Raw genomic sequence first — 11,194 nt, 5'->3', positions numbered from 1 at the left:
GAGCCCCAGCAAGACAGCTGTGAAGGTCCCGTGACCACGGCCAGTCGCCGCCAACGACCCATACAAATCAACCCGCAAACCAGCGACCGACCCCAGCACCCCGGACTCACGCAACTCAGCAGCGAACACCGCCGCAGCCCGCATCGGCCCCACAGTATGAGAACTCGACGGGCCAATACCCACAGAGAACAGATCGAAAACACCAACAGCCATAGCCGTGATCCCTAACAAAGCTTGAAAACGGTCCACCAGATGGTCCTGGCGGATGGCCTCCCCCGCTCGTGGCGGAAAGCGACCGAACAACGACGCCGGGCGGCCCCTTTTGGCGGCAACCCGGCGTCGCAAATTATTTAGTTCCTACAATCCCACGCTACGCCCATCGCGTTCCATTTCGGGGCTCAGCTGCCAAACATGCCGCGCGCACGGCATTCTCTGCAGCAAGCCAACGAATCGGAGGAAGCAAGCACGCACGGAGGACGTCGGCCCCCACGGGCCACACAGGTCTTAGCCCAGGTCTCCGCCGTTCTTGGAGGCGTACTCCTCGGCCGAAAGCAGAGGGCCCTCAGACTCAGCGGCGACCTTGAACAGCCAACCAGCGCCATAAGGATCGTTGTTGATCAGTGCCGGATCGCCCACAACGGCGTCGTTGATCTCGGTGACCTCACCAGTGACGGGCGAGTACAGGTCAGAAACACTCTTCGTGGACTCAACCTCGCCACATGTCTCGCCCGCAGTGACGGCGGAGCCAACCTCAGGGAGGTCAACGTACACAATGTCACCCAGCGCGTCGGTGGCAACCTCGGAAATCCCGACGGACACCAGGTTCCCCTCCCCGCGGGAAACCCACTCGTGCTCGTCGGAGTACTGAAGTTCAGGCGCTACTTTGGGCATTCTGTTTCCTAACTATGGTTGGTCAAAAGCTGTGGCTGGGTTGGGTGGTGGGGCACCGAATTCCTCCGCGTGCTGCTCCTTCGTCGCTTTGACGCACGCTTCCGGAATCCGCTGCCCCACCACGCGGCCCTCGCGGGGCCAGCCTCCGGCAGCATGCGTCTAAGGGAGCATCGCATCCGCTCAGCGGGTGCATCTGCGACCGAGCATGCAGAGGAGGCGGGACTCGCCGGGCAAAAGGCGACTAACTAGCGAACTCGCTTGTAGAACGGCAATGCGACAACTTCGAACGGCTCACTCTTGCCGCGCAAATCGATGTCCAGTGGCGTACCAATCTCGGAGAATTCGACGTCGACGTACGCCAACGCTACCGGGTAACCCAGCGTGGGGCTGGGCTGGCCGGAGGTGACTTCGCCTACCACTGCCCCATCTTTGAGGACCGGGTAGTGAGAGCGTCCAGCGCGGCGGCCCAGGCCCTTGAGCCCCACGAGCTTGCGTCCGCTGGTAGAGCCGGCGCCGTCAGCTTTGAGGGCAGCGAGTGCCTCCTTGCCAACGAAGTCGCCTTCCTTGGACAGCGCGACCACGGGACCGAGCCCTGCCGCGAACGGGTTTCCTTCGCGGGACAGCTCGTTGCCATAGAGGGGCATTCCGGCTTCCAGGCGCAGGGAGTCACGGGAAGCCAGTCCTGCCGGAACCAACTCGCCCTCTTCAGCTACCCCGGCGATGGCCTGCCACAGTGCCGCAGCGGACTCGTTGGCGACGAAGATTTCGAAGCCGTCTTCGCCGGTGTATCCGGTGCGTGCCAGAAGCAGTTCCTGGGTGCCGCCGTCGAACGTGAACGGAACTTCAACCGCCGCGTAGTACTTGAGGTCGGTGACCAGGCCGTGCTGCTCCGCAGGGACGAGGCGCAGAAGGATCGCTTCGGCAAGCGGCCCCTGAACTGCAATCAGCGAGGTCTCCGCGGAAGCGTCCTCAACAACCACGTCAAAACCGGCCGCATGTTCCAGCAAGGCTGCGGCGACAACCACAGCGTTACCTGCGTTGGGCACAACGAGGAACTTCTCCGCACCACGACGGTAAACAATCAGGTCGTCGATGATGCCGCCGTCTTCCTGACAGATCAGCGAGTATTTTGCCTTGCCCTCGGCCATAGCGGAAATCTTGCCGACGAGCGCATAGTCCAGGAACGCTGCCGCGTCCGGCCCGGTAACCCAGACTTCGCCCATGTGGGAGAGGTCGAACAAGCCGGCGGACTTGCGGACGGCGTGGTGCTCGGCCAACTCGGAGGAGTACTTGAGCGGCATCTGCCAGCCACCAAAGTCGGTGAAGGACGCGCCGAGTTTCTTGTGCTCTTCGTAAAGGGCTGTGTAGTTCTCAGTCATACTGCGTACCTTCTAGTTCTCGAAGTCTTCGATCGGTGGGCAGGAGCAGACCAGATTGCGGTCCCCTGCAGCTCCATCGATACGTCCGACCGGCGGGAAGTACTTGTCCTGCTTGAGGTGGTGGACGGGGAACGCTGCCTGCTCACGCGGGTATGCGCGGTCCCAGTCAGAAGTTACGACGGCGGCAGCCGTGTGGGGTGCCTTGCGCAGCGGCGAGTTCTCAACAGTGAAATCGCCAGTGGCGACCTGCTCGATTTCGGCACGGATGGTGATCATGGCCTCGATGAAGCGGTCGATCTCCACGAGGTCCTCGGACTCCGTCGGTTCCACCATGAGGGTTCCGGCAACGGGGAACGCCAGCGTGGGAGCGTGGAAGCCGAAGTCGATGAGTCGCTTGGCAACGTCCTCGGCCGTGACGCCGGTCTTGGCCGTCAGTTCACGGAGGTCCAGGATGCATTCGTGAGCCACGAGTCCGCCCTCGCCGGTGTAGAGCACGGGGAAGTGCTCGTTGAGCCGGGAAGCAATGTAGTTCGCAGCCAGCAGCGCTGACTTGGTGGCTTCGGTGAGCCCCTGGCCGCCCATGAGCTTCACGTAAGCCCAGGAAATCGGGAGTACGCCAGCCGAACCGAAACGGGAGGCCGAAATCGGGACGTCCTTGCCTTCGGTCCAGGAAGCAGCGTCACCAGGCATGAAGGGCGCCAGGTGCGCCTTCGCAGCAACAGGACCAACACCGGGTCCGCCACCACCGTGCGGGATGCAGAACGTCTTGTGCAGGTTCAGGTGGGAGACATCCCCGCCGAACTTGCCCGGCTGTGCGAGCCCAACGAGCGCATTGAGGTTTGCACCGTCAATGTAGACCTGTCCGCCGGCTTCGTGGATAGCGTCGCAGACTTCCCGGACATCGGCGTCGTAAACACCGTGCGTGGACGGGTAGGTGATCATGATGGCCGAGAGGGCGTCCCGGTTGGCCTCGATTTTGGCCGCCAGATCGGCGTGATCGATGGTGCCATCAGCGGCCGTAGCCACCACGACAACCTTCATGCCGGCCAACACAGCCGAGGCTGCGTTGGTGCCGTGCGCAGAAGCAGGAATCAGGCAGACGTTGCGCTGGTCATCGCCATTGGAGAGGTGGTAGCCGCGGATCGCGAGGAGTCCGGCGAGCTCACCCTGGGAGCCGGCGTTCGGCTGGATGGAGACTTGGTCGTAACCAGTGATTTCGGTCAGCTGGGACTCAAGATCCTTGATCAGTTCACGCCAGCCCTCGGTCTGGGAATCCGGAGCGAAGGGGTGGATGGAGGCGAACTCCGGCCAAGAGATGGCTTCCATCTCGGCCGTGGCGTTCAGCTTCATGGTGCAGGAACCCAGCGGAATCATGGTGCGGTCCAAGGCCAAGTCACGGTCCGAGAGTTTGCGGATGTAGCGCAGGAGCTGGGTTTCGGAGCGGTGCGTGTTGAATACCGGGTGCTGCATGAAGTCGCTCGAACGCTCAACGGAGGCCTCCAGTGCGAAGCCCTCCACGGCTTCGGTGACCGAAGCGCCGAAGACATCCAGGACGCCGCGAACAATCTCCGGTGTGGTGGTCTCGTCAACAGAAATGCCCACGAGATCAGCGTCAATGCCGCGCAGGTTGATGCCCTTGGCCTCGGCAGCAGCTACGATTTCGGCAGCCTTGCCAGGAACGCGGACCGTAATGGTGTCAAAGAAGGATGTGTGGAGGACCTCGACGCCGGCAGCCTTCAGTGACGCCGCAAGGGTGCGGGCGTGACCGTGGGCCGTTTCTGCGATTGCCTTCAGGCCTTCGGGGCCGTGGTAGACGGCGTACATGGATGCGACGATGGCCAGCAACGCCTGCGCGGTACAAATGTTGGACGTGGCCTTCTCGCGGCGGATGTGCTGCTCGCGGGTCTGCAGCGCCAAGCGGTAGGCAGGGACACCGGCGTCGTCCTTGGAAACGCCCACCAGACGGCCCGGCATGGAACGCTCGAGACCCTTCTGGACGGCCATGTACGCGGCGTGCGGGCCACCGAAGAACAGCGGAACGCCGAGGCGCTGGGCAGAACCGACGGCGATGTCAGCACCTTGCTCGCCCGGAGGGGTGATGAGCGTCAGGGAGAGCAGGTCTGCTGCGACCGTGACCAGTGCGCCGCGTTCCTTGGCCGCTGCGATGACGCCAGAGTGATCGAACACGCGGCCCGAAACACCGGGCTGCTGCAGGACGATGCCGTTGATGACGCCCTCAGGGAGGCCCAGCGAAAGGTCAGCGACCTCAACCTCGAAGCCGAGCGCCTCAGCGCGGCCCTTCACGATGGCGATGGTCTGGGGGAGGCAGTCGGCGTCCAGGACGGTCTTCCCGTCGTGGGCTTCCTTGTTCTTGTTGGCCCGGCGCATCATGAGGACGGCCTCGGCCACGGCCGTAGCTTCGTCCAGCAGGGAGGCGTTGGCAATCGGCAGGCCCACGAGGTCCTGGACCATGGTCTGGAAGTTCAGCAGAGCTTCCAGACGGCCCTGCGAGATTTCCGGCTGGTAAGGCGTGTACGCCGTGTACCAGGCCGGGGATTCGAGGATGTTCCTGCGGATAACCGGCGGCGTGACGGTGTCGTAATAGCCCTGGCCGATCATCTGGACGGCAGTCTTGTTCTTGGACGCAAGCTTGCGCAGCTCGGCCAGCACCTCAACTTCGCTGAGCGCGTTTTCAAGGGTAAGGGCAACGTCCTGGCGGATGTCTTTGGGAACGGCCGTATCAACCAGCGAATCAACGGTGTCGTAGCCGACCGTCTTGAGCATGGTGTCAATGTCGGCCTGGCGGCGGGCGCCAATATGCCGATCGACGAAGGTGGTGGAGGCTGAACTAACCGTCACGAAGGAACTCCATTACTTGGGCGGCGTTTGGGTACGCCACAGCGGCTCGGGTTCCTCCCCGCTCTGTATTGGACCTGAGAGTTTCCGCGTGTTGCTTATACAACGATCGCTTGCACCTTCGGTGAGCACAGCATTTCATCCGCGCCAACGGGCGCGGCAAAAGGCCTGCTACTTTCCAGAGTTGCCTCGCCGCGGCGGTGCGTGGGCCTGAGAGATTCCTGGGGAGGGTTTGCTCCTACGGCGCCCGCATCACTTGCTTGCAGGACTCTCCCGCCGCAGATCAAAGGCATATTCACTTGTTTGCGTGCCCCTGTAAAGACGCACCACAAGGCTCAATTGTCCTACGTCGAAGGCGTCGCCGCAAATGGGTGGCCCGCTACTTGCGGAGCCGGTCCAAGACTCCCAACAGGATCTCGACGTCGGCCTCCCGCCCGGCGTTACCGCCCTCCTGTCCGCCTTCGAACATGGCATTGAAATACAGGCCGTCACCCATATAGCTGACCGCCTTGGCAACCTCCGGACCCACATCCTCGGCCAGAACGTCCTGCCACTGTTGTTGAATGCCGGCAAACCTGCGACGCGTCTCCTCATGGGCGACTTCTGCCAGACGTGTGGCCGCCACGAACGCCCGGTCCATTGGGGTCCCGGCCCACAGGGAGGTCCGAATGAAGTAGGCAGCGCTGCCATCGGGCGCAGTCTTCATTTTTTCGATGTCTTCCTGGGCCAAACGATCCAAGCGCTCCAGCAGGGCGCCGATCAGCGATTCCTTATTGGGAAAGTGATAGAGCAGCCCACCCTTGGACACCCCTGCTCGCTTGGCAACGGCGTCGAGTGTGGCAGCACGCTCCCCCACCTCAATAAGTAGGGCTTCGAAGGCATCCAAGACTGAATCCCTGGCAACTGGTTTTCGTGGCATGTGTCCATCATTCCCTAAAGGCTTACGGTGATTCTATTTGAAACTATACCGTCTGGACGGTACAGTAAATGACATGTTCACTCCGTCCTCAACCCAAGCACCCCGCTCCGCTTACCCCGTCACGGGCAAGGCAGCACCGTGGCGCGACTGGACGGCACTGGCACTCCTGATGTTTCCGGTGCTGCTGGTTGCCGTCGACAACACCGCCCTCACGTTCGCCCTGCCTGAAATTGCCCGCTCCTTGGATGTGGGTGGCGTGCAGCTCCTGTGGATCATTGACGCGTACCCCCTCGTGTTGGCGGCGCTGCTGGTTTCCATGGGCAACCTTGGGGACAGGATCGGACGACTGCGGCTGCTCCTGATCGGCAGCACAGGCTTCGCTGCGGTTTCGGCTGCTACGGCGTTCGCGCCCTCCGCGGAATGGCTGATTGCCGGCCGCGCTGCACTTGGCGTGTTCGGCGCCATGCTGATGCCTTCAACCCTGTCCTTAATCCGGAACATCTTTGCTGATCCGAACCGCCGGCGGCTCGCGATCGCCGTCTGGGCCGCCGCTTTCTCCGGTGGTGCCGCCCTTGGTCCGATCTTTGGTGGTTGGCTGGTGGAACACTTCTGGTGGGGTGCCGTCTTCCTGGTGGCGACCTTCCTCCTCCTTCCCCTCCTCGCCTTCGGCAGGGTCCTCATTCCCGAATCCAAGGACGCAAACCCTGGCCGTGTAGACGTGCCCAGCATCGCGTTGTCCGTGATCGCGATGGCTCCCTTCGTGTACGGGATCAAGGAATTCGCCATCCACGGATTCGGGGCGTCGGCAGCGGCCTTCATGGTCTTCGGCCTGGTGATGGGCATTCTGTTTGTCCGTCGCCAGCGGCAACTCGAGAACCCGATGCTGGATGTCCGCCTGTTCAGCAACAAGGTGTTCAGCACTGCGATCGTTGCCAACGTCCTGTCCTTGTTTTCCATGACGGGCTTCATCTACTTCTTTGCCCAGCACCTACAGCTGGTAGAAGGCCAGTCCCCCATGGAAGCGGGCATCGCAATGATTCCGGCGCTCCTGGCAACGGTCGTCGCCGGCCTGGTGGTGGTCCCGCTGGTAAAGCGCATCCGGCCAGGATTCGTGGTGGCCGGCGGACTTACCCTCAGCGCTGCGGGCTACTTGGTGGTAGCTGCGGGTGATCACAGCAGCGGACCTGTGTTCCTCTTGTCAGCTTTGACGATTCTGGCCGTCGGCGTGGGTGCAGCGGAGACCATCTCCAACGACCTCATCCTTGGCTCGGTGCCGGCCGACAAATCCGGAGCGGCGTCCGCAATTTCCGAGACTGGCTACGAGCTGGGTTCGCTCCTGGGAACGGCCGTGCTGGGCTCTATCCTCACCGCGTCCTACCAGCACAACCTCGTCATCCCGGAGGGCTTGTCCGCGCAGGCGGCCGGGAAATCGGGAGAAACGCTGGCCGGCGCAGTGGACGCCGCTGCGGCCCTACCCGCTCCGCTGTCGGATGCCCTGACAACCGCCGCCCGGGTAGCCTTCGAATCCGGCGTCCACATCACTGCGGCGATTGGGCTGGTACTGATGGCTTGCGCGGCAGTGCTCGCCGCCGTCGTGCTCCGCCGGGTTCCCAAGGCGCACTAAAAGGTGTGCCGCGTCTTCGGAAATCAATGCGCGTCAGTAGGTGCAGCCTTGCCATCTACGGCGGCCACCAGCTGGTCAATCCGGTCCAGGGCATCGCTGAGCCGGCCAACCGTAGCCCACAATTCAGGGTGCTTTTCCTTGATTTCATCAAGGGTCGCCCCTGCGGACCTGAGCGATCCGAGATCAAAGCTCACGTTGGTTCGGGCTCCGGCGATGGCCGCCCTGAGGGCTCCAAACCCGACCACTACGTCGGCAATGAGCGCTGGATTCCCGTTGGCGGCCAGCCACCCCAGGTCCTCAATGGCTTCTATGGCATGGTCCCCGAGCACAGCGGACGCCTTGGCAGCACCGACGGATGCACGGTGGATTGCTTCCTCCCGCTCCGGGCCAGGATCAAGCCTGAAGGCCGCACCGAAAGCCTTTGATGCCGTTGCGTCGTCGTCAGCCAGCTTCAGGGCGGTTTCGCGGAGGGAGCGGGCCCGGGCGTGCAGATCGGCCAACTGCTGCCCGGGCGCCTCCGTATAGCCAGCAACCATGGACGCCAAGGATGCGGCAATGGCCAGCATTACGCCGGTTCCTGCGCCTCCACCAGGTGATCCGCTGGACTCTGCGAGAGCCTTGGTCCAATCCTCAACTGTTGAGCCTTGGGTCGTGATCTCTTGTGAAGATTCCATGCAACCAAGTTTGCCTGAAGCGCACAGGTGTGGGTCGGCGTCGTTGTCTGATCACGTGGATACACTGGCCAGACCCTGCGGCGTCGACCTGTTAAGGAAAATTCCCCATGAGCATTGACCTTGAAGCCCTCTACCGTGACCTCCATTCGAACCCGGAGCTTTCCTTCCAAGAGGTCAGAACAGCCGGGATCATCAGCGGACACCTTGAGGACTTGGGGCTTCTGGTCCACCGCTGGGTGGGGAAAACAGGGGTTGTGGGAGTCCTGGACAATGGCCCCGGACCCGTGGTGATGCTTCGTGCCGACATGGACGCGTTGCCCGTCCAAGAGGCCACCGGGTTGGACTACGCAAGTACGGCAGTCGGCGTCGATCATGAAGGCCGTGAGGTGCCGATCATGCATGCGTGCGGGCACGACGTACATGTCAGCTGCCTCCTCGGAGCCGTGGAAGCGTTGGCCGCAAAGCGGCAGGACTGGCAGGGCACCCTGATCGCAGTCTTCCAGCCAGCCGAAGAATGGGGTGGCGGTGCCCAGGCCATGGTGGCGGATGGGCTCTTTGACCTGGTCCCCAAGCCGGACGTGGTCCTGGGCCAGCACGTCGCGCCCTTTCCTGTCGGATGGTTCGGCATCCGTCCCGGCGTGGCCATGGCCTCAGCGGATTCCCTCAACGTGACGTTGCATGGGCGCGGCGGCCACGGCTCCAGGCCTGAAACCACCGTTGATCCAGTGCTCATGGCCGCGGCAACCACCATGCGCCTGCAAGGAGTGGTGTCCCGGGAACTCGCCGCAAGCGATTCTGCGGTAGTTACGGTTGGGCAAATCCATTCCGGAACAAAGAACAACATCATTCCCGAGACCGCAACGCTTGGCCTCAGTATCCGATCCTTCAGCGAGCCCACACGGGAGAAAGTCCTGAACTCGATAGAGCGCATCGTTCGAAGTGAAGCTGCCGCCTCAGGCTCCCTCAAGGAACCCGACTTCCACTATGAGGAGCGCTTCCCGCTAACGGTCAATGATGAATCGGCCGCCGGAAGGATCGCTTCAGCGTTTCGCGATAGGTTTGGCGCCGCGAGGATCATAGACCCCGGCCCCGTCTCGGGCAGTGAAGACGTCGGGGAACTCGCGACGGCGGCCGGCGCGCCGCTCGTCTTTTGGTTCCTGGGCGGGATCGAGGCCACCCACTTCAAGGACTGGGCGACCACGGGCCGCCTCCCGGAGGACGTTCCGTCGAACCACTCGCCCTACTTTGCCCCGATCATCCAGCCAACACTGGCCCTTGGCACGGAAGCACTGGTCACGGGCGCCCTCGAATTCCTGGACGTCCCTAAGCAGGCAGCAGGAAACCCCGCTTAACGGGCAATTCACCGCCGCGCGCGGTGAATTGCCTTAAGACGGGGTTCTGCCCAGACCGACGCCTAGACTCTTTCGCGAATGCGGTCGACCTTCGGTTCTGAAACCTCAAATTCCCTGCGGCGACGGGCCAGGAAAGTCCACAACGTTCCTTCTGTCTGCGGGCTCTTTTCGGCAGGGGCCTCAGGTGCCTGATCCTTGCTGGTCTCAGGCTTGTGCATCTCGGGCGTACGCACGGAGTCCTTCTTCGTGCGCCTCTCATAGCCCTCATAGTACGAGTAGCACATACCCAACCTCCTTAGTGGCTGTCCTTTAATCGTCCTCGCACCCGGACCGTAAGTCGACTGCTAATTAATGCAACTCACCGTGAAACAAGGCCTTCAACGCGGCTGGCCGCCGTCGCTACCGCCAGCCTGGTTTCAGCCATCATGAGATCCGCGTTGATGACTGCACCGGACATGTTTCCCGCCGCCGCGGCAGCCACTACCTGGCCCATGGGATCGGTAACGTTGCCCGCTACCCATACGCCCGGCACGGATGTGGCTCCTCCTGGAGCAGCCGCTTCAAAATAAAGTCCCACTCCCTGGGGATGTTCCACTGGCTCAATGCCCAAGGATTCGAGCACTCTGGAACGCGCCTCCATGCATGGACCAGCCACCACCGCTTCAACGGGTATCACCGTCCCGGATTCCAGGACGACGCCGCTCAGAGCGTCGTCAGTGACTTCCAATGACCGGACCTTGCCTTCCACCACGCTGATGGATCTGGCCGCCAGTTGTTCCCACTGCTCTTCAGTCAGTTCAACGACGTCGTTCAGGAACAGCGTGACGTTGGGGCTCCACTGCCGGAACAGCAAGGCCTGGTGCAAGGCCATCGGCACGGACCCCAGGACGCCGATCGCCTTGTTCCGCACTTCCCAACCATGGCAGTACGGGCAGTGCAGGACGTCCCTGCCCCAGCGTTCCCGGATGCCCTTCACGTCCGGCAGGATGTCCGTCAGGCCCGTGGCCGCCAGTATTCGGCGCGCCCCTACCGTCCGACCGTCCGCCAGGTCCACCTCAAAGGCGGGCTCGGAAGCATTGGTGGGATCCGGCGTCGGACGCGCCGCCACAGCCACGCCCGAAACGATGTGGCCGCCGTAATGCAGAACTTCAGCCCGGCCAAGGGCCAAGAGTTCCCGGGGGCTGAGCCCGTCCCGGGAAAGGAAGCCGTGGACTCCCGCGGCAGGGGCGTTCCGTGGCTCCCCGGCGTCGATGACCAGAACGGACCGCAACGCCCTACCCAGCGTGACCGCGGCACTTAACCCAGCTGCGCCACCTCCCACAATGACGACGTCGTACTGTTGTTCCATTTTTGCCTCCTGTTCGCTTTGTTGCGGGGCCTGCTCTGCGCGTTATTCCCAGGTTTTGGGGCGCAAAGCGGGCCTCACAACGGCCTAATTCAATGCTCAGACGCACACATCGAAAGCAGCAACAAATTTTGCCAGTATGGCAAACTGAAGG

At 62.6% G+C, this 11,194-nt stretch carries 10 protein-coding genes and 1 riboswitch; of the genes, 2 read left to right on the top strand and 8 right to left on the bottom strand.

Going from position 1 to position 11,194, the window contains the following annotated elements:
- The 5 genes from KSW38_RS21515 to KSW38_RS21495 form a co-directional block, all read right to left on the bottom strand.
- Positions 1 to 213: serine dehydratase beta chain (locus KSW38_RS21515; RefSeq protein WP_305799042.1), on the bottom strand; the 213-nt coding region annotated here is incomplete at its 3' end.
- Between the two features lie 291 nt (positions 214 to 504).
- The gene (gcvH, locus tag KSW38_RS21510) at positions 505 to 891 is read right to left on the bottom strand and encodes a glycine cleavage system protein GcvH (protein WP_216926990.1); all 387 of its coding nucleotides are present in this window, start codon (positions 889 to 891) and stop codon (positions 505 to 507) included.
- Positions 892 to 1,136: 245 nt separating this feature from the next.
- Positions 1,137 to 2,270 (bottom strand): glycine cleavage system aminomethyltransferase GcvT, encoded by a 1,134-nt coding sequence (gcvT, locus tag KSW38_RS21505; RefSeq protein WP_216926989.1) that lies wholly within the window; start codon positions 2,268 to 2,270, stop codon positions 1,137 to 1,139.
- Between the two features lie 12 nt (positions 2,271 to 2,282).
- On the bottom strand, positions 2,283 to 5,129 hold the full coding sequence (gcvP, locus tag KSW38_RS21500; protein WP_216926988.1) for an aminomethyl-transferring glycine dehydrogenase: 2,847 nt from the start codon (positions 5,127 to 5,129) through the stop codon (positions 2,283 to 2,285).
- A gap of 185 nt (positions 5,130 to 5,314) precedes the next feature.
- Positions 5,315 to 5,412: riboswitch (glycine riboswitch) on the bottom strand.
- Between the two features lie 93 nt (positions 5,413 to 5,505).
- Entirely contained in the window at positions 5,506 to 6,045 is a 540-nt protein-coding gene (locus tag KSW38_RS21495) for a TetR/AcrR family transcriptional regulator (RefSeq protein WP_216926987.1), read from the bottom strand.
- A gap of 73 nt (positions 6,046 to 6,118) precedes the next feature.
- Between KSW38_RS21495 and KSW38_RS21490 the strand changes: the two genes are divergently transcribed.
- Complete coding sequence (locus KSW38_RS21490; RefSeq protein WP_216926986.1) at positions 6,119 to 7,669, top strand: MFS transporter; 1,551 nt, start codon at positions 6,119 to 6,121, stop codon at positions 7,667 to 7,669.
- Positions 7,670 to 7,692: 23 nt separating this feature from the next.
- On the opposite strand, the gene KSW38_RS21485 is transcribed toward KSW38_RS21490, so the two are convergent.
- Positions 7,693 to 8,343, bottom strand: coding sequence for a cyclodeaminase/cyclohydrolase family protein (locus tag KSW38_RS21485; RefSeq protein ID WP_216926985.1), 651 nt, complete (start codon positions 8,341 to 8,343; stop codon positions 7,693 to 7,695).
- A gap of 107 nt (positions 8,344 to 8,450) precedes the next feature.
- Between KSW38_RS21485 and KSW38_RS21480 the strand changes: the two genes are divergently transcribed.
- Positions 8,451 to 9,695 (top strand): amidohydrolase, encoded by a 1,245-nt coding sequence (locus KSW38_RS21480; RefSeq protein ID WP_216926984.1) that lies wholly within the window; start codon positions 8,451 to 8,453, stop codon positions 9,693 to 9,695.
- A gap of 62 nt (positions 9,696 to 9,757) precedes the next feature.
- Here KSW38_RS21480 and KSW38_RS21475 read toward each other — a convergent pair whose 3' ends face one another.
- Together KSW38_RS21475 and KSW38_RS21470 are read right to left on the bottom strand one after the other, a co-directional pair.
- Entirely contained in the window at positions 9,758 to 9,979 is a 222-nt protein-coding gene (locus KSW38_RS21475; protein ID WP_216926983.1) for a hypothetical protein, read from the bottom strand.
- A 74-nt stretch (positions 9,980 to 10,053) separates the two neighbouring features.
- Positions 10,054 to 11,043: an NAD(P)/FAD-dependent oxidoreductase gene (locus KSW38_RS21470; protein WP_216926982.1), complete on the bottom strand. Its 990-nt coding sequence runs from the start codon at positions 11,041 to 11,043 to the stop codon at positions 10,054 to 10,056.
- Positions 11,044 to 11,194: the final 151 nt, after the last annotated feature.

The sequence above is a fragment of the Paenarthrobacter aromaticivorans genome (assembly GCF_019038615.1).
In the GTDB taxonomy this organism is placed as follows: domain Bacteria; phylum Actinomycetota; class Actinomycetes; order Actinomycetales; family Micrococcaceae; genus Arthrobacter; species Arthrobacter aromaticivorans.
Note: the sequence above shows the minus strand (reverse complement) of the source record. Positions and strands in the feature narration are given on the sequence as shown.

Coding starts and splice junctions, on each gene's coding strand:
- gcvH (WP_216926990.1), bottom strand. CDS start 891: ATGCCCAAAGTAGCGCCTGAACTTCAGTACTCCGACGAGCACGAGTGG.
- gcvT (WP_216926989.1), bottom strand. CDS start 2,270: ATGACTGAGAACTACACAGCCCTTTACGAAGAGCACAAGAAACTCGGC.
- KSW38_RS21495 (WP_216926987.1), bottom strand. CDS start 6,045: ATGCCACGAAAACCAGTTGCCAGGGATTCAGTCTTGGATGCCTTCGAA.
- KSW38_RS21490 (WP_216926986.1), top strand. CDS start 6,119: ATGTTCACTCCGTCCTCAACCCAAGCACCCCGCTCCGCTTACCCCGTC.
- KSW38_RS21485 (WP_216926985.1), bottom strand. CDS start 8,343: ATGGAATCTTCACAAGAGATCACGACCCAAGGCTCAACAGTTGAGGAT.
- KSW38_RS21480 (WP_216926984.1), top strand. CDS start 8,451: ATGAGCATTGACCTTGAAGCCCTCTACCGTGACCTCCATTCGAACCCG.
- KSW38_RS21475 (WP_216926983.1), bottom strand. CDS start 9,979: ATGTGCTACTCGTACTATGAGGGCTATGAGAGGCGCACGAAGAAGGAC.
- KSW38_RS21470 (WP_216926982.1), bottom strand. CDS start 11,043: ATGGAACAACAGTACGACGTCGTCATTGTGGGAGGTGGCGCAGCTGGG.